Source organism: Kitasatospora sp. NPDC057965 (assembly GCF_042887135.1).
GTDB lineage: Bacteria > Actinomycetota > Actinomycetes > Streptomycetales > Streptomycetaceae > Kitasatospora.
The window spans coordinates 278,603-299,947 of record NZ_JBHVPZ010000006.1; the positions used below are offsets into that span (position 1 = coordinate 278,603).

Below are 21,345 nucleotides of genomic sequence, written 5' to 3' on the forward strand. Positions count from 1 at the left end.
GCCGTGGAACCGGTGGTCCGCTACCCGGACGCGACGGCGCCGGCGCGGTCCCGCACGACGGCCACCGCTCCCAGGTACGCCGCCATCAACGCGGCTGCCAGGGCACGTACGTCCGCGTCATCGGGCAGGAAGCGCGAGGAGTGCAACGGCTCGGAGGTGCCCGTGCCGACGAACAGCATCGTCGAGGGCACCAGCTCGCAGAAGTACGAGAAGTCGTCCGACCCCAGGGAGCGCAGGTTCCGCGAGACCGACAGCCCCCGGCGGTCCAGTTCGCGCGCGATGCTCCCCGCCAGGACCGCGTCGTTGTCGAGTACGGGCTCCCCGTGGGTGAAGGTCACCGACGCCGTGCAGGCGTGCGCCCGCGCGACGGACTCGGCGACCTCCGTGATCCGCCGGTGCATCAACTCCCTGGTCGAGGACGCCAGCGCCCGCACGGTCCCGGTCGCCCGTGCCGTGCCGGCGATCACGTTCGCGGCGCTGCCCGCCGTGAACGACGACACGCCCACCACGGCGGGAGCCATCGGATCCACGGACCGGCTCACCACGCTCTGGAGCGCGACCACGACCTCCGACAGCGCCAGCAGGGCGTCATTGGTCAGATGAGGGTACGCCGCGTGTCCGGGCCTGCCCCGCACGACGATCTCGAACTCGTCGGACGAGCCGTTGACGCCCCCCGCCGTGCACGCCACCTCTCCCCGGGTCAGCAGCGGCTGGACGTGGACGCCCACCATGGCCGCGCACCGCTCGGATTCGAGGACACCGCTGGTGGTGATGTCCCGCGCCCCGGACGGGTAGGTCTCCTCGCGCGGCTGGAGCACGGCGAGCAGGGGAACCGGAGGCCCGGTCTCGGCCAGCGCCCCCGCCACGGCGACGAGCGCGGCGAGATGGGTGTCATGACCGCACGCGTGCATCGCACCCGGCCGGTCCGACGCCCAGGGCACACCGGTGTCCTCGGCGACGGGCAGCGCGTCCATCTCCCCGCGCACCCCGATCGCCGGTCCCGGCCCACCGATGCGCAGGACGGCGCCGGTCTCGGCCGCCTTCACCGCCCCACCGGAGCCGGGCAGCGCGGCCAGCACCAGGTCCCGGGTCGCCGCCTCGTCACCGGAGAGGTCGGGCCGGCGGTGCAGCCGGCGCCTGAGGTCGAGCGCCGCGGGCAGGTGACGCTCCAGGGCGGACCACAGCGCTGCGTGCTCGGTCGGGTCAGTCATGGGGCAGCCCGTAGAGACGCTGCGCGTTGGTGCGTCCGATCATCGTGGCGACACGGACGGCGTCCGCCTCGGCCCACTCGCCCTCCTCCACCCAGCCGCCGAGCACCCGGGACATGCCGCGCCGCCACAGCACCGCGCCCAGGTGATGCAGCTCGGGCGGCCCCCAGGCGTCGGAGGAGTACAACACCTTGGTGAAGGGGGCCAGTTCGAGGCTCTCGGCGACCACCGCCGTGGAGGCGGCGCCCGTGTAGTTCACCCCCAGCCCCACATCGAAGTAGACGTGCGGAAACACCTGGGCGAGGAACCCCGCGTTGCGGTGGAACGGGTAGCAGTGCAGCAGCACGACGTCCGTCCCGGTGCCCTCGATCTCCTTGAGCCAGGGCATCAGCAGCAGCGGATCGCACCGCCGCAGATCCAGATCGGGGTCACCGTACCCGGTGTGCAACTGCAAGGGCAGACCGGTGTCCACGCCCGTCCACAGGGCCATGCGCAGCAGCACCGGGTCGCTCACCCGGGCGGGAGCACCCGCCGCCAGCTCGCGCAGCCAGGCGCCGGCCGCCCGCTCCACCTCCTGGGCGCCGGGGCGCTCGGGAGCGAAGTCGAAACCATAGCGGTAGGCGATGATCGACTTCAGGCCGACCGCCGACGCGGTCGCCGCACCGAGCGCCGCCCGGAAGTCCTCGGCCAGGTGCGCCGCGCTGCTCCCCCGGGCGACGTCCTCAAGAACGGTCTCCAGGCGCACGATCTCGGAGAACCGGGCGGGCAGGCGCTCGGCGAGCGTGCCGGGCGACAGCAGCTCCTCACTCTTGAAACCGGTGTCCAACAACCAGTCACAGACACCGGCCGCGGCGAGGAAGAGGTCCGACAGCTGCTCAGGGGTCCGTTCGCAGCGCGCGGCCCAGTAGGCGTCCGCGGACGCGTGCGGGCGCAGACCCAGCAGCGGTGCGCAGTGACGGCGGATGGCGAACCCGATCTGGGAGTCGAACTGGGTGACCCCGGTCGGCAGCGGGCGGTCGGATTCGGTGATCAGCATCTCGAACTGCGCGCGGGAGACCGGCGAGGCGAGCGAGGCGTGGACGTGGTGATCGACCAGCGGCAGCGTGGCGATGCGGTGGCGCAGCTCAGTAGACATCGGCGACCCGCCCGCACACGTCCCGCTCGTCCAGACCCGAGACCGCGGCCATCTCCGCGCGCTTCACCGAGCGGTGCGTCTCCAGCAGTTCCGCGGAGAACCAGCCGGACACCACGTCGTCCTTGTCGAGTTCGAGGAGGGCCTCCTCCAGGCCGCGCGGCAGGGCGGGGACCTCCGCGAGGTCCGCTCCCCCGGCCTCCTCGGGCCAGACCCTCGGTTGCGGGTAGCCGGCTTCCACTCCCTGCAGTCCGGCGCGTACCAGCACGCCGAGTGTCAGCCAGGGGTTGGCGGTCGCGTCCGCGGCACGGTACTCCAGGTTGAACTGGTCGGCCGCCACGCCGCCGCCCAGGCTGCTCGTCGGGCAGATCCGCAGCAGGGCCTCCCGGTTGCGCTCGGCCAGGAACACCCCGGCCGAGCTCCAGCGCTCGGGCGCCAGGCGCAGATACGAACTGGGGCTACCCACCGTGAACGAGAGCAGCGCCTTGGCGTGGCGCAGGATGCCCGCGCTGAACCGTCCGCCCAGCTCGGACAGTCCACCGGGACGCGAGGCGTCGAACAGGGCCGGGCGCCCGGTCGCCGCGTCGCGCAGCGAGAGGTGGACGTGCACGCCGTTGCCACTGCCCTCGGGGTGCAGCAGTGGCGCGAAGGTGGCGCGGAATCCGTGCTGCGACGCCAGGTCCCGCACCACTTCCCGCAGGACGACCGCGCGGTCCGCGGCGGTCATGCCGTCGGCCGGGCGCAGGGTGATCTCGAACTGGTCGGTGCCGAACTCCGGCAGCCACGTCTCCGGTTCGAGGCCCATCCGGTCCAGCAGCGCCACCAGTTCGCCGCCGAACGGCTCGACGGAGCGGAATCGGGCGAAGGAGAACGGGGCGCCGCTGTCAAGCCCGGGGATCATGAACTCGTGCTCGAAGGTGGCCACCACCTCCAGCCCGGTGGCCCGCCGGAAGTCCTCCAGGGCCCTGCGGGCGAAGGTGCGCGGGCAGTTGTCCCACGGCGTGCCGTCCGGCAGCACCTGGTCGGCCAGATACAGACGCACCCCCGGCACCTCGCCCCGGGCGGGTACGTCCACGCCGCTGGACTCGGCCGGCAGCAGCCTCAGGTCACCGGTCGCCCCGAACGGGTTCGGCGCCATCTCCCCGAACGCCGTCACCGCGAGATCGGCCGGGACCCATCCCACCCCGCGCCGCAGCACGCCGTCGGCGGCGTTGCCCGGTGCCGCACGCCCACGCGTGAATCCGGACAGGTCGTTGGTCGCCACGAACACCGTGGATGAAGAACTCATGTCTACCTCTTCGATCGGGCCGCGTCCGCGTGACGCGGATGCGCGGGCGGGCCGCAGACACCAGTGAGAGTTACAAATCTTTCATTCACGGTCAAGGGCAAACGGTACGGAATCTTTGTTTCACTCACAGGTGCAGCGCACCCGGCGTGCCGCTCCGCCCGCGCGGACGGTCGGCGGCAGGCCGAGAGAGGCAGGGCCGATCGGATGGATTCTCGGATCGGATGGATCGTCAGTCCCGTCGTCCCACCCCCGCACCACCCGGGCGGTGCGCCGGGCCCCGGCCGCCGACGACCACAGGGGCAGGCGCATGCCCCGATGCCGCACGCCCCGCAGGACACGACGAGCGGCGCCCGTGGGTCCGACGCGGCACCGGATCCCCGCCGGCCGGCCGGTCCGCGGACTGCCCCCTCAGTCCCCTGTTCCCCGGCCGGTGTCCCCGGGGCGTTCGGCGGACGCCGCCGTCCCGTCCCGCGGGGGAACCGGGGAGGGGTCCTGCGGCTTGCGGAGCGAGGTGGGCGGCGGCTGCCCGGTGCCGAGAATGGCGAGCACGGCCTTCCCGTCGACGGTCTCCTCCGACATCAGCCGCCCGGCGAGTTCGTCCAGTTGCCGGCGGTGTCCGCGCAGCAGGTCCACCGCCCGCCGCTCCGCCTCCCGCAGCAGCCGGGCCACCTCCTCGTCGACCGCGCGCTGGGTCTGTTCGGAGTAGGGACGGCCCAGCCGGTCCTCCAGGCTCTCGCCGAGGTACTGGGGTGAGCCGGCCGTGTAGCCGACGGGCCCCAAGGCGGCGGAGAGACCGAACTCCCGGACCATGCGGGTGGCGACGACGGTCGCGTTGGCGAGGTCGTTGGCGGCCCCGCTGGAACCCTCACCGAAAACGACCAGTTCCGCCGCCCGGCCGCCGAGCTGCACGGTCAGCAGGTCCTCCAGGTATCCCTGGCTGTAGAGACGCCGCTCGGCTTCGGGCAACTGCTGGGTCGCGCCCAGGGCCATGCCGGCCGGCAGGATGGTGACCTTCGCGACCGGGTCGGCGTGCTCACAGAGCGCGCCCATCAGCGCGTGGCCGGACTCGTGCACGGCCACCGCATGCCGCTCCTCGGGAAGGAGGGCGTTGGAGGATTCCCGGCGGCCGAGCAGGATCCGGTCCCGTGCCGTGTCCAGGTCCTGCGCCGTGATGACGGTGCGGCCGGAACGCACGGCGTTGATGGCGGCTTCGTTCACCAGGTTCGCCAGGTCCGCCCCGGAGAAGCCGGGCGTGCCCCGAGCGGTGCGGTCCAGGTCGACGTCGTCGGCCAGCGTCTTTCCGTGTGCGTGGACGGCGAGGACGGCCGCCCGCTCGGCCTGGTTCGGCAGCGGAACCGTGACCTGCCGGTCGAAGCGGCCCGGCCGCAGCAGCGCCGGGTCGAGGGCATCGGGACGGTTGGTCGCGGCGAGCACCACGATGCCGACGCTCTGGTCGAAGCCGTCCATCTCGGCGAGCAGCTGGTTGAGGGTCTGCTCCCGCTCGTCGTTCCCGCCGAGCCTCGCTCCCCCGCCACGCCGGGCACCGACGGCGTCGATCTCGTCGATGAAGATGATCGACGGCGCCCGCTTGCGTGCTTCCTCGAACAGGTCGCGGACCCGCGAGGCGCCGACACCCACGAACATCTCCACGAACGCGGATCCGGTCACCGACAGGAACGGCACTTCGGCCTCCCCGGCGACGGCACGGGCGAGCAGCGTCTTGCCCGTACCCGGTGGGCCGACCATGATCACCCCGCGCGGGCCCTTCGCACCTGCGGCGGCGTACCGCTCGGGGCTCCGGAGGTACTCGACGACCTCGCTCACCTCCTGCTTCACGCCCTCGTAGCCCGCGACGTCGGCGAACCGGGTGCCCGGCCGTTCCGCCTCGATGATCTTCGCCCGGGAGCGCCCGATCGCGCTCAGACCGCCGGTCATCGCCCTGCTCGCCGCCCGCCCCGACCAGAGGAACAGCCCTACCAGGACGATCAGCGGCAGGAAGAGGAACAGGGTCGTCAGCGGCGACCCGCCACTGGCCGGCTTCGCCGTGATCTCGACCTGCTGGGACTCCAGCTGCCGGGTGAGCCCGCTGCTGTCCAGCGCGGTCGGCAGCTGGGTGGTGAACTTCGTCCCGTCCTTCAGCGTGCCGCTGACGGCGCCCTTGTCGGTGATCTCGACCGTCTTCACCTGACCCGCGCCGACCTTGCCGGTGAAGTCGGTGTAGGAGTACCGGTTCGCCGACCCCGACGGGACCCGGATCAGCAGGACGAGGAGCAGCGTCACGGCGATGGTGACCGGCAGTAGCCACCGCCGCCGGCCCGGCGGCGGTGGCTGTGCCCGCTTGGCGGGCTGCGGAAGGTCCGGCGGCAGCCCGGGCTTCGCCCTCCCGGTCGGGTGCAGGAAGGGAAAGCGATCGCGTTTGTCCATCGTGCGCCTCCGCTTCCATGGTCCACCGCCGACCGGGCGACGGCACGGCCGTCCGACCGGAGCGGGCCGACCACCGGGAACGACGAGAGAATCGCATGCCCCTTCGAGTGGCGAGGGACTGCTCCTCGAACCCGACCGCGACGCGTCGGCCTGCCGGCGCTCCGGCACGCACGACGCCGTCGACCTGATCAAGATCCGGACCCTCGCCGGAGCCGGCGTCCCGCCCGGTTGCGTGCCGCATCCGCGGGCAAGCCCCGGCACCTGCTCGCTCACGACGTCACGGCCCGGGGCGCAAGGGACGCTCTCCCGCACCGTGGCCGGTCCGACCGAAGGGCGCCCCGCAATGTCCGGCATGTCAGGAATATCCGGGTGTCGCGACCGGGCAGGCGGGCCGGAGGCGCTACGTTCGTGCCCGTGACCGGCAACGACGTGGTCCTGGCGCTCGTGGTGGCCACCGCGCTGGGCTTCGACTTCACCAACGGCTTCCACGACACCGGCAACGCCATGGCGACATCGATCGTCACCGGGGCCCTGCCGCCGCGTGTCGCGGTCGCCGTGTCGGCGGTCCTGAATCTGGTGGGCGCGTTCCTGTCGACCGCGGTCGCGGCGACCATCGCCAACGGTCTGGTCAACAGCGCCCAGGTGACCCTGACGGTCATCATGGCGGGCCTGACGGGCAGCATCCTGTGGAACCTGACGACCTGGTTCCTCGGGATCCCTTCCAGTTCCTCGCACGCGCTCATCGGCGGCGTGGTGGGGGCGACGATGGCGGCGGCGGGCGGCTCGGCCGTGAAGTGGCAGGGGCTCCTCTCCAAGGTGATCGTGCCCGCCGCCCTGTCGCCGTTCATCGCCGGCACGGTCGCCGCACTCGGCACCTACCTCGTCTACCGCATCACCCGAGGCGTCCGCGAGGGCTCCCGCGGGCACGGCTTCAGGCTCGGCCAGGTCGGCTCGGCCTGCATGGTCTCGCTCGCCCACGGCACCAACGACGCCCAGAAGACCATGGGCGTCATCACCCTGGCCCTGATCGCCGACGGCACCCTGCACGCCGGAGCGAAGTCCCCGACCTGGGTCATCGCCTCCTGCGCGACGGCGATCGCCCTCGGCACCTACTTCGGCGGCTGGCGGGTCATCCGGGCCCTGGGCAAGGGCCTGGTCGAGATCGAGTCACCGCAGGGAATGGCCGCCGAGTCCGCCTCCGCCGCGGTGATCCTCTCCTCCACCGACTTCGGCTACTCGCTCTCCACCACCCATGTGGCCACCGGGTCGATCCTGGGGACGGGGGTGGGCAGGAAGGGCGCGGAGGTCCGGTGGATCGTCGCCCGACGGATGGTGGTGGCCTGGCTGCTCACCCTCCCGTCGGCGGCGGTGACCGGCGCGCTGGCCTACTGGGTCGCGCACCGCGTCGGCGGGACCGCGGGCGTGGTGGTGATCTTCATTGTGCTGGTGCTGGCCTCGATCGCCTTCTTCGCCGCCTCCCGGCGCCGGGCCGTCACCCCGGAGAACGTCAACGACGCGTGGACCGGCTCGGTCATCCCCGCGTCCGCCGCCGACGAGGTGACCCCGTGAACACCTGGATCAACCTGAACGCCCTGTGGAAGATCATCGTGGTGGGACTGCTCACCGGCGCCGGCCTGCCCGCGCTGTTCGCCATCGGCGTGCGCGCCCTCAACCCCCCGCCCCCGCCGGGCGCGGCCGCCACCGAACGGCCCATCGCCGGCCCCCTCGGCCGAACCGTCGCCGTTCTCTGCTTCGCCGTGGTCCTCGCCGCGATCGGCTGGGGCCTCTCCGTCATCGTCAACCACAGCTGACCGCGATCCGCCCCGTGGCGCTGCGGGCCGACGGCGCGAGACCGCCCGCGTCCCGCTGGATCACCACGACCCGCGCGGCGCCGGGATCGACCTCGCTGTCATCCGGCACCCGGCGCAGGACCACCACGGGCGCCCTGCTGCGCAACGGCAGCGACGTGGCCGCCGCCCGCGCCCGCCCCCGGTACGGTCTGCGCCCCCACCAGGCCGCCGTTCAGCGGCTGATCGCACGATCGACCGGCCGCGCCGTCCACCCCCGGAGGCGCGGCCGACGGCCCGGACCGGGGGCTGGACGGGCGAGGGTTCGGTGACGGTCATGCGCTCACGGCCTTCCTGCCATGCGGAGGCGGCGCCGCCGGCGGGTCGGGCGGCGCGCGTCTCGGTGATGGGGGCGGCGTCGCTCGCGGCGGACGCCCGGGTCCCCGTCGCGGGGCGGGTCACCGACCCGGCCCACGCCGGCCGGCACCGCCTACTGCAACGGGATCACCATGGTGAACGCGCACCTTTCCCCGGCGGTGCAGCCGTGGTGGTCGTCCACCGGTCCTGACCTGTCGCGGCCGTCGCCGTCGCCGAGGCGAACATCGCCGCGTTCGCCTCGAGATGCCTCACCTGCGTGGTGCCCGTCAGCACGACCGCGCGCCGGAAGGCCGTCGCGTGGAAGGCGAAGGGGTTTCCGGCGGCTGCGAGTGCACCGGACGCCATGGGCCGGTTGAGCAGCGGCAGATGGGAGCGCTCGGCCTCGGCGAACACGGCGGTGAAACCGGCGTTGGCGGAGTTCGACGGGAACTGGACGGTGTCGAAGACCGCGGCGTCGAGGGCCGTGCGCAACGCCTCCTCCGATGACACGCTGACGCCGACGGCGCCGACCTCGCCGGAAGTCCGCAGGCCCTCGAACCAGGCGAGAAGGTGCTCGTCGTGCAGGTCGTCGACCGTGCACTTGTGCAGTTGGAGGAGGTCGATGCGGCCCAGCAGCCGGCGGGACCGCTCGAAGCTCGCTTCCAGGGCGCCCAGCGAGTGGTCAGGCCGGGCGCCCTCCGCGGCCGGCCAGGCTTCACCGCACTTGGTGGCGATCAGCAGTTCCTCCCTCCGGTCGGCGGGCAGGCCTGCGAGGTACTCGCCGAGCACTGCCTCGCTGCGGCCGTACGCGGCGGCGGTGTCGAAGAGGCGGACGCCCAGCTCGACGGCCCGGTCGAGCAGGGCCCAGGCCTGTTCGGTGGGGCACACGACGGATTCCGGTGTGGGCCACGGCCGGCCGATGCCGATCAGGCCGAGCCCGAGCTCGACCCCGCCGACCCGGTGGGTGGTCGCGCTGTTCACCGTCTCGGCGACGGCGGACGAGTCGGCGATCGTCACGAACCCGTTCCCGCACCGGTGTTCGTCCATCCGTCCGGTGATCCTGTCCTGCATTCCCGGTCAGCTCCTCTGGTCGGCCAACTCGTAGGTGTCGATGGGGTGGTCCGCGACACCGCCTGGCCGAGCATCTCAGAGACCGGCCCGGTGTTCGGCAGGACAGCGGGACGGAGCCCTTCCTGACCTTCGGAGGTCAGCGGTCCGCACGGAAGCCGGCGCCCGGCGACTAACGGTTTGATTTTCAAACCCGCTTCCCTATAGTGAGTCAGTCTTACTTTCCAACCAACCGGCTCGGGTGTTCTGCGGGCCTGATCGAACAAGGAGGCCTGAATGAGGGCTTCACCATCCGCCGACCCGCGCGCCACCGATGAGGTGGCGGCGGAGGAACCTGGCAACGCCCGCGACAGCCGCCCCGGGCCGGTCCTCGCCGCCGCGTGCATGGGGCTGTTCACGGTCTTCCTCCAGACCACGCAGACCATCGGCACACTCGGTTCCGTCCAGGCCGACCTGCACGTCAACCCCGCCGACCTGGTGTGGGTGCCGAGCATGTACACCCTGGTCGTGGCCTCCTGCGTACTCGGCGCAGGAGCGCTGGCCGACCGATGGGGACGCAAGCGCGTCTTCCTCGCCGGCACCGCGATGATGGCCGCCGGTGCTCTGGTCCTGACGTTCGCCGACGGCCTGACCACGGTCCTCGTCGGCCAGGCGGTCGCCGGCCTGGGCGGTGCTCTGATCACCCCCAGTTCGCTCGCGCTGATCACCCACGCCGTCCGCGATCCGCGCCGCCGCGCCGGGGCGATCGCCGCCTGGGCGGCCACCTCCGGACTGGGCCTGGCCGTCGGCCCCCTGGTCGCGGGCCTCGCACTGCGCTGGTGGACCTGGCACGCGGCGTTCTGGCTCAACATCGTCATGGCCGGCCTCGCCGCGGCGGTCGCGCTGGGCCGGGTCGCCGAGTCCCGCAACCCGGCCCAGCGCCTGGACTGGGCGGGACAGTGCACCGCCATCGCCGGACTCGCGCTGCTGGTCTTCTGGCTGATCGACGGCGGCCACCACGGTTACGGCTCCGCACGAGCCGTGGCCGCCGGCGTGGCGGCGGTCCTCCTGCTGGCCGCCTTCACCGCCGTCGAACTGCGCCGCACCGCCCCCATGGTCGACCTGCGGCTGATGCGCGACCCCTCCTACAGCGCCTCCCTCCTGCTGGCCGCGACCGTCCTGTTCGGCTTCGTCGGCCTCTCCCTCCTCCAGGTGATGTGGCTGGAGCGGGTGCGGGGGCTCACCGCCCTCCAAGTGGGCGTCCAACTCCTCGCGGAATTCGGGGCGTTCATCGCGGCCTCGGTCCTGGCCGGGATAGCCCTGCGCCGACTGGGTCCCCGAGTCCTGATCACCGTGGGCCTTCTGCTGGCCGCAGTCGGGGCCGCACTGTTCGCCCGCATCGAACCGGACACCACGTTCACCGGTTACGCTGCCGCCTTCGTCCTGTTCGGCCTCGGCTGCGGTCTCGCCAACGCCCCGTCCACCGCGCTCGCCGTCAGCCACGTCCCGCACGGCCGCGAGGGCGAGGCGGGCGGCACGGTCAACGCCGCCCGCCAGATCGGTGCCGTCCTCGGCACCAGCATCCTCGGCACGCTGATCACCTCGCGCTTCGAGGAACGCGTCGCCCACGTCCGGGACCCGCGCGCCGCTTTCACCTACGCGGTCGGGTACGCCAGCTGGGTCGCGGTAGCGGTCCTGCTCCTCGGCACGGCATCGGCGATCGCGCTGTCGGTCCGGTCCCGCCGCAGGACAGCCGCCGGGTGACCGCAGCCGCCGGAGTGCTGCTGCCGGAAGCCCGAGCGCGGCGCGAAAGCGGACTTCGGCCGTGACCGTCCCGGCCCCGGCCGGGACGGCTCACCAGGACGGCCGTCCGGTCGCTCCGCACCGTCCGGCAGGAGTCCTCGCCACACCCGTCGGGCCGCGCTCAAGCACCTCACCAGAACACGCCCGTTGATCACGACGGCCTACGAACCCCGGGCCGGGGACGCGATCCTCAGGTCGAGTACTATGGGAAATGATCGATCATTGCTCAACTGGTGAGCGGAGGAGAGTTGAGTTGACACAACCCACGGATCCCATGGACCGCATGAGCCCTGCGGCCACCCGGCCCTCCGGAGTGACCGCGCCTGGCTTCCCACTGGAGCGGCCCGCCCTGCACGAGCACGTGCGCGCCTTCATCCTCGAAGGCCTGGTGGCCGGCCGCTGGGAGCCCGGAGACCGCATCGTCGAGCGCCGGATCGCGGTCGAACTGGGCACCAGCCAGGCGCCGGTGCGCGAGGCGCTGCGGGATCTGGAGGCCATGGAGCTCCTGACGTCCACACCCAACAAGGGCGCCCGGGTGCAGGAGCTGACCGTGGAGCAGCTCCGAGACGTGTACGTGGTGCGCGCCGCGCTGGAGCGCCGTGCCGTCATGCTGGCCGCTCCCCGGCTGGCCGGGAACACCGCCGCACTGGAGGGGCATCTGCTCGCGATGCGCCGTGCGGCCGCCGAGGGGGACGTCGACGGCCAGGCCCTGCACGGCGTGGCCTTCCACCGCGCCATCGTCCACGCCTGCGGGAATCCCGTGCTCATCCGGCACTGGGACGGATTGGGCGTGGAGGTCTGGACCCGCCTCTCCCTGCGGTGGCTGCGCACCGAACTGCACGAGAACGCGGAGGACCACGAGGAGATCGCCGAGGGCCTGCTCCGCGGCGACCCGCACCTGGGGCGTCTCATGGAGCGGCACGTCATGGACTACGCGCGCGCGTCGAAGAGCACCTGATACCGAAGATCGCTTCCACGGCCGCCGGCGAGCCCCTGTCCGGGGCGTACGCGAGGCCTGATCGCCGACCGTCTCCGAGCGGCCGGGCGACGGCTGTGCCCGTCGCCCGGTGACCCCCGACTCCGGGCGCCCCGGTGACCGCCTTCCCGGGTCCTGCCGCACAGAGGACGGTGCTGCGCACCATGCCAGTAATATTTGATCGATCATTGAGCATTATGGGCCAGCAGTAGCCAGCAGTAGTCCCATCGAGCCGACCGGAGGCCTACCGGCTTCCGGCCGGCCCGCACCACGGAAGGGCAAAGCCCATGTCCCCCCACCACCAGCTCGACCAGCTGCCCGAACCCGATCCGCAGGAGGTCGCCGAATGGCTCGCCTCCGTGGACGGTGCGGTCGGCGCCGTCGGGCCGCGGCGCACCGCGCGACTGCTACGACGGGTCGTCGATCACGCGCGCCGGTCCGGCGTGCCACTTCCGCCGCAGTCCGTCACGCCGTACATCAACACCATCCCGACCGCCGCCGAACCCGCCTACCCCGGCGACGAGGCGATGGAAGCGCGGATCACGGCGTGGAACCGGTGGAACGCCGCCGTGATGGTCACCCGCGGAAACGAACGCGGCGGCCTGGGCGGGCACATGGCCACCTACGCATCCGCCGCCTGGCTCTACGAAGTCGGCTTCCAGCACTTCTTCAAGGGCAAGGATGCCGACGGCAGCGGTGATCAGCTCTACGTCCAGGGCCACGCCTCCCCCGGTGTCTATGCCCGCGCCTTCCTCGAAGGGCGCCTGAGCGAAGCCGAGTTGGACCGGTTCCGGATGGAAGCGGGCGGCGGCGGCCTGCCCTCCTACCCGCACCCGCGGCGGCTGCCCTGGCTGTGGGAGTTCCCGACCGTCTCCATGGGCCTCGGCCCGCTCTCGGCGATCTACCAGGCCCGCTTCAACCGCTATCTGCACCACCGCGGGATCAAGGACACCAGCCGAAGCCATGTGTGGGCGTTCCTGGGAGACGGCGAGATGGACGAGCCGGAGGCCACGGCCGCGCTCTCGCTCGCCGCCCGCGAGGAGCTCGACAACCTCACCTTCGTCGTCAACTGCAACCTGCAGCGCCTCGACGGCCCGGTCCGCGGCAACTTCAAGATCATGCAGGAGCTGGAGGCCCAGTTCCGCGCGGCCGGCTGGAACGTCGTCAAGGTGCCCTGGGGTGTGGAGTGGGACGGCCTGCTCGCCGCCGACGCCGACGGGCTGCTCCTCGACGCCCTCGAAACCCTGCCCGACGGGCAGTTGCAGACCTTCGCCGCCCGCGACGGCGCGTACATCCGCGAGCGCCTGTTCACCGGTGCGCTCGCCGGCCTCGCCCGCCCCTACAGCGACGGGGACCTCGCCCGGATCGTCGGCACCTCCCGCGGCGGACACGAGCCGCGCAAGGTCCACGCCGCCTACCGGGCCGCGCTGGAGCACCGCGGGGCTCCGACCGTCGTCATGGTCCAGACGGTCAAGGGCTGGACGCTCGGCCCCGGCTTCGAGTCCCGCAACGCCAACCACCAGATGAAGAAGCTCTCCGGCAAGGAGTTCCGCGTCATGCGCGATCTCCTCGAACTCCCCATTCCCGACGCCCTGTTGGGAGCTGACCTGGTCCCGTACGCGCATCCGGGGGCCGGCTCCGACGAGGTCGCCTACCTCCAGGAGCGCCGCCGTGCGCTCGGCGGCCCGGCCCCGGCACGCCGCGTCGTCGCCCGGCCGCTGCCCGCCCCCGCCGAAAAGCCGTTCGCCGCGCTCGCCAAGGGTTCGGGCAACCAGGCGATCGCCACCACCATGGCCTTCGTCCGCCTGGTCAAGGATCTGATGCGAGAGGAGGAGACGGGCCCGCGCTGGGTGCCGGTCGTGCCGGACGAAGCCCGCACCTTCGGCATGGAGTCGCTGTTCCCGACCGCCGGCATCTACTCCCCCAAGGGCCAGACCTACGAGCCCGTCGACCGGGACCAGCTCCTCTACTACAAGGAGTCCGCCGACGGCCAGATCCTCAACGAGGGCATCACGGAAGCCGGTTCACTCGCCTCCTTCACCGCCGCCGCGACCTCGTACGCCACGCACGGCGAGCCGATGATCCCCTTCTACATCTTCTACTCGATGTTCGGCTGGCAGCGCACCGCCGACCAGTTCTGGGCGCTCGCCGACCAGTTGGGCCGCGGATTCGTCGTCGGCGCCACCGCGGGACGAACCACCATGACCGGCGAAGGCCTCCAGCACGCCGACGGCCACTCGCACCTCATCGCCTCCACCAACCCGGCCTGCCTCCCCTACGACCCCGCCTTCGCCTACGAGGTCGGTGTGATCGTCCGCGAGGGGCTGCGTCGCATGCACGGCGACGCCCCCGAAGACGTCTTCTACTACCTCACCGTCTACAACGAGACCAAGGTCCAGCCGCCGATGCCGCAGGCCGAAGGAATCGAGGAGGGCATCCTGCGCGGCCTGTACCGCTACCGGCACGCCGCAGCGGCCGCCACGGACGCCCCACGCCTGCAACTCCTCGCCTCCGGCACGGCGATCCACTGGATCCTGCGGGCCCAGGAGCTGCTCGCCGCCGACTGGGACGTCGCCGCGGACGTGTGGTCGGCGCCCTCCTGGACACTGCTGCGCCGGGATGCCATGGAGGCCGAGGCCCAGGGCCGCACTCCGTACGTCACCGAGGCGCTGGCCGGCGCACCGGGGCCGGTCATCGCCGTGTCCGACTGGATGCGCGCCGTTCCGGACCAGATCGCCCCCTGGGTCCCGCAGCAGTGGACCTCCATGGGCACCGACGGCTTCGGCCTCTCCGACAACCGGGAGAACGCACGCCGCCACTTCGGCGTCGACGCCGAGTCCATCGTCGTGCACGCCCTGCGCACCCTCGCCGCCCGCGGCGAGGTCAAGCCGGACGCGCCCGAACTCGCCGCCCGGCACTACGGCCTGGCGGGAAGCAGCTGAGCCCCCGTGTCCCCGACCGGGCCTCGTCCGCTGATCCCGGGCGAGGCCCGCAGGACCGCCCGTGGTCCGCGAACATCGGGCATGGAACAGACGGTGGCCATGACCCTCGCCCAACGGACGGCCGGCTACCCGCGGGTGCAGACCACGTCGGTCTTCGGCAGGCGTCCGCCGGCCAGATAGGCGTTGACCGCGTCGTCCACACACGCGTTGCCGTAGGTCCCGAACAGCTCGTGCCGGTCGGCGCCCCGCAGGGTCAGCAGCCGTGAGCTCGGCAGCAGGCCGTGCAGTGTCACGCCGTCCCGGTAGGGGGTGCGCGGGTCCCCGGTGGCGGCGAGGATCAGTGCCCGGGCGTCGCGGCGCACCTCGGTGGGCTCCTCGCGCGGGGGGTCCCAGAAGGCGCACGGGGTGATGTCGTCGAGCAGCGGGCCGAACAGCGGGCTCGCCGCGCGGCTGCGCTCGATCTCGCGCCAGTAGTACTCGGGGTCGCGGGGCGCGGTGCCGTCCGCGCAGAGGATGGCCTGGAGGGCGCTTCCGGCCGAGGACCCCTGCGCGCCGAACAGGAAGCGCAGCAGCGCGACGGTCTGTGGAGGAGCGGTGACCGGTCGGCCCGCCGCAGCCCCGGTGAGCAGCACCGTCAGTTCGGCGAGCGAGGCCCGGTCCACGTCGGAGTCGCTGGACAGCTGCACGAAGAACAGCGCCGGTACCTGGGAGGCGTCGATCTCGACGGCATCGGCGCCGGTGCCGGTGCCGACGACGAGCGGGCGGGCCGCGGCCGTCCCGACGGTCCGCAGGATCCCGGCGGTCACCTCCTCGTGGGTGCGGCCGAGGCCGTAGGTGTCGTGGCGGGCCGCGACCCAGTCCGCCCAGTCGGCGAAGGCCCGGTCGTTGCCCGCCACCCCGATCGGAATGAACGAGGGTCCGGCGTGGCGCGGGTCCAGCGCGCTGTCGAGGACCATCCGGTCGTAGCGGCCGGGGAACATCTGGGTGTACACCGTGCCGAGGTAGGTGCCGTAGGACAGGCCGAGGTAGGAGATCCGCCGCTCGCCGAGCGCGCCCCGGACCACGTCCAGGTCCCGGGCCGCGTCGCGGGTGCTCGCGAACGGCAGCAGGTCGCCGACCGTCGAGCGGCACCTTGCCGCCAGGTCCCGTTGGAAGGAGACCTGGCGGTCGAAACCCGCACGGCCGATCCCCGCCGACCGGAGACTGAAGCCGACCGGCCAGCCGCAGTCGACCGGCTCGCTCCGGCCGACGAAGCGCGGATCCGGCCCGACGATGTCGTAGCGCCCCGCGGTCTCCTTGAGCGCGGCGTGCACCCGGGGCGGCGCGCCGATCGTCGGACCGCCGGGCCCGCCGTCGTTGAGCACCAGCGTGCCGATCCGGTGGCGGGTGTCGGTGGCCTTGATCCGGGAGAGCGCCAGCGTGACGGTGCGTCCGCCGGGGTCGCGGTAGTCGAGCGGCACGGTGACGTCCGCGCAGCGGGCACCGGCCTGTTCGAGCGCGGCACCGTCCTGGTCCTCCGGGCCGAGGACGCAGCTGTGCCAGTCGAGGCGCTGCCGGTAGTAGCGGTCCAGCCCCGGGGCGCCGTCGGCGGAGTCCGCGGCCTGCGCCGGCAGGGCCGTCGTGGCGGTGACGGCCAGGCAGGCCGTCAGGGCGAGGGCGGCCGCGCCGGCGCGCCGGAGGAGACGGGGCCGCCCGGCGGCGGTGGGGACGGTGCGGCGGGCTTTGCGGCGGGCGATGCGCCTGTGGTGGGGCTCGGTCATGGCGCCTCCTCGGCAGCGTGAGACTCGTCCTCGGTCGGGCACGCGGGCACCCGGCCGAGGCGATCCTCAACGATCCGCCTTCCCCCCGCCGTCCCGGAGCCGCACCCGCCGCGGTGGAGCGCCCCGGTCACCGGAACGGCCCAGCGGCACCCGTACTTCGGTGTCGATGTCGAACTCCCGGCGAACAGTGCCGATTTCGCCGCTCATTCGGCGCGTCCGGCCTGTCGACCCGACCCGGCGCCCTCGGCGGTGGCGCCGCGGGCACCGCCCCCGCCCTTCCGGCTACCGCAGAATGCCGGCCCGCCGCGCGGCCGTGACCCAGCGCGGGAACTGGGACAGCAGCCGGTCGTACAGCTCCGGGTCGGGCAGCGTGCTGATGTCGTCCACCGAGAAGAAGCCGACGTTGTCCACACGCCGTCCGGGCAGTTCGTCGAAGCGCTGCAGCACGCCGTAGTCGGAGCGGCCCAGACCCACGAACTGCCAGAACACCGGCTCCTCCACGGCCTCCCGCAGCTCGCGCTCGATCTCGGCGTTCCGGTAGACACCACCGTCGGAGAAGAACAGCACCAGGGTGGGCGCCCCGGCCGGATTGCGGCGCACGTACTCCCGGACCTCGGCGATGACCTTCTGCTCCTCGTTGCCGATCCCGACCTCCTTCATGTCGACCTCGCCGTCGGGCAACGGGGCGCGCCGGCGCAGTCGGCGCCCGAACAGGCCGCCCAGCTGCCCGACCCGCACGTGCCGCAGCCACTCCGGCAACTCCCCCACCCGCAGGTCCGGCAGCCGGGCCGGGTTCGAGGCGAACGTCCACGCCTGCATCGCCCCGTCGTCGTCCAGCTGCGCCGCCACCGCCACCATCCGCTCGACCACATCGGCCACCACGCCCCGGGCGTAGAGCGCCGACATCGAACCGGAGGCGTCCAGCACCAGCACGACCCGGGCCACCATGCCCGTCGCCCCGTGCTTCTCCAGACTCACGGCCACCTGGCGCTTGCGCAGCGACAACCGCTCCCGCATCCCGTCAGGCAGCCGCGCCTCCTCAGCTCCCCCGCCCTGCTGGCCCTGCTGGTCAACAGTGACGCCGAAGTCGGCCGCCAACCCCGCAAGCCCGGACGCGTACCCCTGCCCGAGCGCCCGGAACCTCCACTGCCCACCGCGCCGGTACAGCTCCCCGCCGATGAGCACGGTCTCCGACCCGGCCACCATCTCGAACCGAGCCAGCTCCCCCTCCGTCCCGGCGTCGACCAGCCGCAACACCAACCCGCGCACCTGCCCGAACACGCCCCCGTCCACCGAGGCCGCCAGCACGATCCGCTCCACCCCGGGCTCCACCCCCGCCAGATCCACCCCGATCCGATCCGTCACGACCCCACCTGCTCCCACCTTCCCCTGGTGCACCACCGCACCCGACGCATGCTGCGGCTGGTTGTAGAACACGAAGTCCCCGTCCCCCCGCACCCGTCCCCCCGCCGCCACCAACACCGCCGACGCATCGACCTCGACCCCACCCACCCAACTGACCTCCACCCGAACGACACCCACGTCGACCGGAACATTCGCACCCGCACCCAACGATCGCTCAGCCATGCCCACAGTCTCGCCGAGCCGGCAGCCCCCGGCACCGACCCGTCCGAAACTCCATCGAGCAGCTGACCATCTGAACGAGTGAATCCGACACCGACCGCCCACGCCCGACCTCCTCCTCCACGGAGCCGTCCGCGACCGCCTCGAACACGACCGGACCGCCGCCACTCGAAGGGCGCTGCGGTACGCGTCGGGGGCGCGACATGTCACTGTTCGACCCGGGCTCGCCGCCGCCTCCGTCCCCCATCACCGTTTGCAGGCCACGGAAGTTGTGCCAGAACCCGAGAAGCAACAGCGGCAGCCCCCGATCAGAGCGTTGCCGCCGTCACCACGGGCCGACGCCAGGCCGGCTACTGGATGCTCCAGCGGTGGGGGTGGGCGGGATCGGTGGGGCAGGCGAAGACGTTGAGCTCGCCGGATCGGCCGACGGTGACCTCGGTGGGGGTGGCGCATCGGTGGGTGGGCAGGTCCCGGTCTTCCAGCGGTCTCCAGCTGCCGCTGCCGCCGTCCCACTCCGAGCTGTCGATGGTCAGCAGGAGGTGCATCGGTGTCCTGCAGGTCTGGCAGTCCATGGGGTAGGGGTCCGTCGCGTGCCAGGAGGCGAAGCCGCCGACGCGCCAGCCGGGCGGGATGGACAGGTCGTACTGGTAGCCGATCGGCCGCACGCAGTGCCCGTCCGTCGACCGAGCGGCCTCCTCCTGCGCTTCGTCCCAGGCGTCGAGCCGGGCGCACAGGTTCTCGGGCAGCAGGCCGGCGAACGGATAGGTGGCCACCTGCTCCGGGTGCAGGACGCAGGGCTCGGGGACAAACCCGTCCGATCCGACGACCAGCGGCTGCGGCGGCGCCGTCAGCGCCTCGCCGACCTCTGGCGACCGCCGCCAGCGAAGGTGCAGCTCCAGGTCGTACCGGCCTGGACCGTGAGCGTTGAAGGGACACCAGAACACCTGGAGCAGGTCGCAGCCGTCCGGTCCGATCGGCAGGTCGGGGACATCCCGCCGGTAGAGTTGCGCAAGGCCGATCATCGGAAGCGGGCTCGTCTCCGATGCCCCGGGGATCCGGTACTCCCGGTTCAGCTCCTGCAGCAGCTCCGGTTCTTCCCCTGTCGGGCCCAGGACGGGGTTGCGGGCCCATGCGGCGGCCAGCACCTGCCGGTAGTGGCGGAGGTCCGCCGGACGGCGACCCTGCCCGCGGCCGTGGGCCTCGCCGCACAGCGGCCACGGCTCGTCCGCCGGCCACAGCATCGGGCCTCCCACCGAACTCTCCGAGGCCTTCGGTCTGCCCGGCCGCGGATGGAGGCGCGTCGTCGTACCCCGATAGGCAGCCAGCTCCGGGAACAGTGCCTCGACATCAATGGGGCGCGGGGGCGTGGTCCTCGTCATGGACGCGACCTTACTGATCGTTCCGGAACCGATCTGTTCGGACGCGGTACCACGGCCCGTCCCGGTGGCGGTCGGCGGCATCGACTACACGGTCCGGGCCGTCGTCGGGCTCGACGTCGAACGCCCGTAGCCCTGCCTCGATGCGTGCGGCCGCGTCGGTCGGCCGTCGGATGCCACCCGACAGTTCGACCCAGTAGGAATGGTCGAGGTAGCGCACGCCGGCCGCCTCGTCGGCGGACAGGAGTGCCCTGGTCCAGGTGACGTGAGCGGGGAAGTCCTCGAACAGGTCGCGGTTCTCGCCGTACCCGCGCGTCGCGGCGAGGAGAGCGCGACGTGCGGAGGTCGCTCCGGCGTCGGCGAGGTCCGGATGCGTCAGCAACTGCTCGGCCTGCCCGGCTGCTGCCAGGTGGGACCGGAGGTTCCGGCCGAACCTCCGGCTGGACAGCTCGCCGCTCACGAAGCAGGCGACCGTCTCGTCCTCAGCGCTCACACCCAGGACCTGCACGAACGCCAGCATGGGACCCTGCCCGGTCAGTCCGGGGCGGCGTCGGCGTAGCGGTCGGCGGCGAAGGCGCGGATCGCGTCGGGGACGCCCCGGCCCCGGTCCGGCAGGTGGTCCAGACGCAGCAACACGTAGATCTGGTGACCGTCCACGGTGTGGGACCGATCGATGCCGAGTTCGACACCCGGCGCCGAGTACACCGCGAGCCACGGGCGCCGATCGGCCAGCCCCGGGACCCGCCCGCACGTCACGGCGGAGAGCTGCTCCCAGCGCAGGAACACCTCGTCCCCGGTCGCCTCACGGGCCCCGATGCCGGCCGGACCCACCCGGAGCCGCAGCGGCCGGCGCCAGTGCAGGACGGTCCGGAACACCAGGTAGGTTTCGACGATGGTGAGGATCGGCCAGAGCGGGGGGCCGAGGAGGACCGCCACGGGAACGGCGACGGCGGTGGCGGCGGTCAGCAGCAGGAGCGAGCGGCGCCAGGCGTTCCGACCCGCGGTGAACACCCGTTCCGGTCCGCCGCGACGGGGATCCACCACGTCCGCCGGGCCGGCCGGGAGGACGCCGGGAGGGGCGCTCTCAAGCCGGGGCCCGGCGTGGCGGCGCAGCGCGTCGGCGAGGTCGGGGATCGGCTGGTCGAGGTCCTCGCAGTTCAGCACGGTGTAGGTCCGCCCGCCGGAGCCGAGGACATCGGGCCTCCGCGGCAGGGCCACCCCGGGCACCAGGGTGAGCACCAGCCGGGGCTTGGGCGGGACCGGCGGGGCCTCGTCCTGGTCGCGGGGCACGCGGTCGGTGATCGGCGGGTAGAACAGCACGGCCGACTCGACGTGGTGCCAGGGCAGGTGGGCGTCGTGCAGGGTGATCCCGCCATCGTCGATCCGCAGCCGGAACGGCTTCGTCGAGCGGGCCAGGTCGCGGAGCCCGATCAGACCGGCGGACGCCAGGAGCGCCAGGGCGAGCAGTGGCGCCGTCCCCGGCAGGGAGCCGGTGACGAGCGTCCAGGCGGCCGTGCCGGTCACCACCGCCAGCGAACAGAGGATGCGGAAACGGGCGCGTCGGCGGATCGTCCTCCGTATCGTGAACTCCACGTCCAAGCCTTCCTGTTGGACTGTCGCTGTCGCCCCGATCCTGCCCGCGCCGGGGCGCCGGACGACCT

At 72.6% G+C, this 21,345-nt stretch carries 15 protein-coding genes; 5 read left to right on the forward strand and 10 right to left on the reverse strand.

The features are described from left to right. Positions 1 to 20: 20 nt before the first annotated feature. The 4 genes from ACFVVU_RS10170 to ftsH all read right to left on the reverse strand — a co-directional run bounded on the left by ACFVVU_RS10170 (position 21) and on the right by ftsH (position 6,052). Positions 21 to 1,211 (reverse strand): M20 family metallopeptidase, encoded by a 1,191-nt coding sequence (locus tag ACFVVU_RS10170; protein WP_387789096.1) that lies wholly within the window; start codon positions 1,209 to 1,211, stop codon positions 21 to 23. Continuing rightward, positions 1,204 to 2,343, reverse strand: coding sequence for an amidohydrolase family protein (locus ACFVVU_RS10175; protein WP_387789097.1), 1,140 nt, complete (start codon positions 2,341 to 2,343; stop codon positions 1,204 to 1,206). Before ACFVVU_RS10175 ends, ACFVVU_RS10170 begins: the two co-directional genes overlap by 8 nt. Beyond that, positions 2,333 to 3,628: a glutamine synthetase gene (locus ACFVVU_RS10180; RefSeq protein ID WP_387789098.1), complete on the reverse strand. Its 1,296-nt coding sequence runs from the start codon at positions 3,626 to 3,628 to the stop codon at positions 2,333 to 2,335. The genes ACFVVU_RS10175 and ACFVVU_RS10180 overlap by 11 nt, the downstream gene beginning before the upstream one ends. 408 nt (positions 3,629 to 4,036) lie before the next feature. Then, positions 4,037 to 6,052 carry an ATP-dependent zinc metalloprotease FtsH gene (gene ftsH, locus ACFVVU_RS10185; protein WP_380682552.1) on the reverse strand — a complete coding sequence of 672 codons (2,016 nt, stop codon included), beginning with the start codon at positions 6,050 to 6,052 and terminating at the stop codon, positions 4,037 to 4,039. 414 nt (positions 6,053 to 6,466) lie between these two features. Between ftsH and ACFVVU_RS10190 the strand changes: the two genes are divergently transcribed. Both ACFVVU_RS10190 and ACFVVU_RS10195 read left to right on the forward strand, forming a co-directional pair. Further along, positions 6,467 to 7,621, forward strand: coding sequence for an anion permease (locus tag ACFVVU_RS10190; RefSeq protein WP_380682550.1), 1,155 nt, complete (start codon positions 6,467 to 6,469; stop codon positions 7,619 to 7,621). Beyond that, a complete protein-coding gene (locus ACFVVU_RS10195) occupies positions 7,618 to 7,863 on the forward strand; it encodes a hypothetical protein (protein WP_380682549.1) in 246 nt (81 codons plus the stop codon). Before ACFVVU_RS10190 ends, ACFVVU_RS10195 begins: the two co-directional genes overlap by 4 nt. Positions 7,864 to 8,343: 480 nt before the next feature. Here the strand turns inward: ACFVVU_RS10195 and ACFVVU_RS10200 are convergent, their stop codons facing one another. Then, positions 8,344 to 9,267 (reverse strand): aldo/keto reductase, encoded by a 924-nt coding sequence (locus ACFVVU_RS10200; RefSeq protein WP_387789100.1) that lies wholly within the window; start codon positions 9,265 to 9,267, stop codon positions 8,344 to 8,346. Positions 9,268 to 9,540: 273 nt separating this feature from the next. Here ACFVVU_RS10200 and ACFVVU_RS10205 point away from each other — a divergent pair, with 273 nt between their 5' ends. From ACFVVU_RS10205 to aceE, 3 genes are all read left to right on the forward strand, one after another. Then, on the forward strand, positions 9,541 to 11,007 hold the full coding sequence (locus tag ACFVVU_RS10205; protein WP_387789101.1) for an MFS transporter: 1,467 nt from the start codon (positions 9,541 to 9,543) through the stop codon (positions 11,005 to 11,007). A 322-nt stretch (positions 11,008 to 11,329) separates the two neighbouring features. Then, positions 11,330 to 12,004, forward strand: a complete 675-nt coding sequence (locus ACFVVU_RS10210) for a GntR family transcriptional regulator (RefSeq protein WP_387789102.1) — start codon at positions 11,330 to 11,332, stop codon at positions 12,002 to 12,004. Positions 12,005 to 12,309: 305 nt separating this feature from the next. Next, positions 12,310 to 14,964 (forward strand): pyruvate dehydrogenase (acetyl-transferring), homodimeric type, encoded by a 2,655-nt coding sequence (aceE, locus tag ACFVVU_RS10215; RefSeq protein ID WP_387789103.1) that lies wholly within the window; start codon positions 12,310 to 12,312, stop codon positions 14,962 to 14,964. A gap of 125 nt (positions 14,965 to 15,089) precedes the next feature. Here aceE and ACFVVU_RS10220 read toward each other — a convergent pair whose 3' ends face one another. From ACFVVU_RS10220 to ACFVVU_RS10240, 5 genes are all read right to left on the reverse strand, one after another. Continuing rightward, positions 15,090 to 16,724, reverse strand: a complete 1,635-nt coding sequence (locus ACFVVU_RS10220) for an alpha/beta fold hydrolase (protein ID WP_387789105.1) — start codon at positions 16,722 to 16,724, stop codon at positions 15,090 to 15,092. Positions 16,725 to 17,006: 282 nt separating this feature from the next. Beyond that, positions 17,007 to 18,311 carry a VWA domain-containing protein gene (locus ACFVVU_RS10225; RefSeq protein ID WP_387789106.1) on the reverse strand — a complete coding sequence of 435 codons (1,305 nt, stop codon included), beginning with the start codon at positions 18,309 to 18,311 and terminating at the stop codon, positions 17,007 to 17,009. Positions 18,312 to 18,658: 347 nt separating this feature from the next. Continuing rightward, on the reverse strand, positions 18,659 to 19,687 hold the full coding sequence (locus ACFVVU_RS10230; RefSeq protein ID WP_387789108.1) for a hypothetical protein: 1,029 nt from the start codon (positions 19,685 to 19,687) through the stop codon (positions 18,659 to 18,661). A 10-nt stretch (positions 19,688 to 19,697) separates the two neighbouring features. Then, positions 19,698 to 20,204, reverse strand: coding sequence for a hypothetical protein (locus ACFVVU_RS10235; RefSeq protein WP_387789109.1), 507 nt, complete (start codon positions 20,202 to 20,204; stop codon positions 19,698 to 19,700). Between the two features lie 14 nt (positions 20,205 to 20,218). Continuing rightward, entirely contained in the window at positions 20,219 to 21,277 is a 1,059-nt protein-coding gene (locus ACFVVU_RS10240; protein WP_387789110.1) for a hypothetical protein, read from the reverse strand. Between the last annotated feature and the right edge of the window lie 68 nt (positions 21,278 to 21,345).

Excerpts from the sequence above, each read along its gene's own strand:
- ACFVVU_RS10205 (WP_387789101.1), top strand. The coding sequence starts at position 9,541 with ATGAGGGCTTCACCATCCGCCGACCCGCGCGCCACCGATGAGGTGGCG.
- ACFVVU_RS10180 (WP_387789098.1), bottom strand. The coding sequence starts at position 3,628 with ATGAGTTCTTCATCCACGGTGTTCGTGGCGACCAACGACCTGTCCGGA.
- ACFVVU_RS10235 (WP_387789109.1), bottom strand. The coding sequence starts at position 20,204 with ATGCTGGCGTTCGTGCAGGTCCTGGGTGTGAGCGCTGAGGACGAGACG.
- ACFVVU_RS10175 (WP_387789097.1), bottom strand. The coding sequence starts at position 2,343 with ATGTCTACTGAGCTGCGCCACCGCATCGCCACGCTGCCGCTGGTCGAT.
- ACFVVU_RS10210 (WP_387789102.1), top strand. The coding sequence starts at position 11,330 with ATGAGCCCTGCGGCCACCCGGCCCTCCGGAGTGACCGCGCCTGGCTTC.
- ACFVVU_RS10200 (WP_387789100.1), bottom strand. The coding sequence starts at position 9,267 with ATGCAGGACAGGATCACCGGACGGATGGACGAACACCGGTGCGGGAAC.
- ftsH (WP_380682552.1), bottom strand. The coding sequence starts at position 6,052 with ATGGACAAACGCGATCGCTTTCCCTTCCTGCACCCGACCGGGAGGGCG.
- ACFVVU_RS10170 (WP_387789096.1), bottom strand. The coding sequence starts at position 1,211 with ATGACTGACCCGACCGAGCACGCAGCGCTGTGGTCCGCCCTGGAGCGT.
- ACFVVU_RS10225 (WP_387789106.1), bottom strand. The coding sequence starts at position 18,311 with ATGGCTGAGCGATCGTTGGGTGCGGGTGCGAATGTTCCGGTCGACGTG.
- aceE (WP_387789103.1), top strand. The coding sequence starts at position 12,310 with ATGTCCCCCCACCACCAGCTCGACCAGCTGCCCGAACCCGATCCGCAG.
- ACFVVU_RS10220 (WP_387789105.1), bottom strand. The coding sequence starts at position 16,724 with ATGACCGAGCCCCACCACAGGCGCATCGCCCGCCGCAAAGCCCGCCGC.
- ACFVVU_RS10230 (WP_387789108.1), bottom strand. The coding sequence starts at position 19,687 with ATGACGAGGACCACGCCCCCGCGCCCCATTGATGTCGAGGCACTGTTC.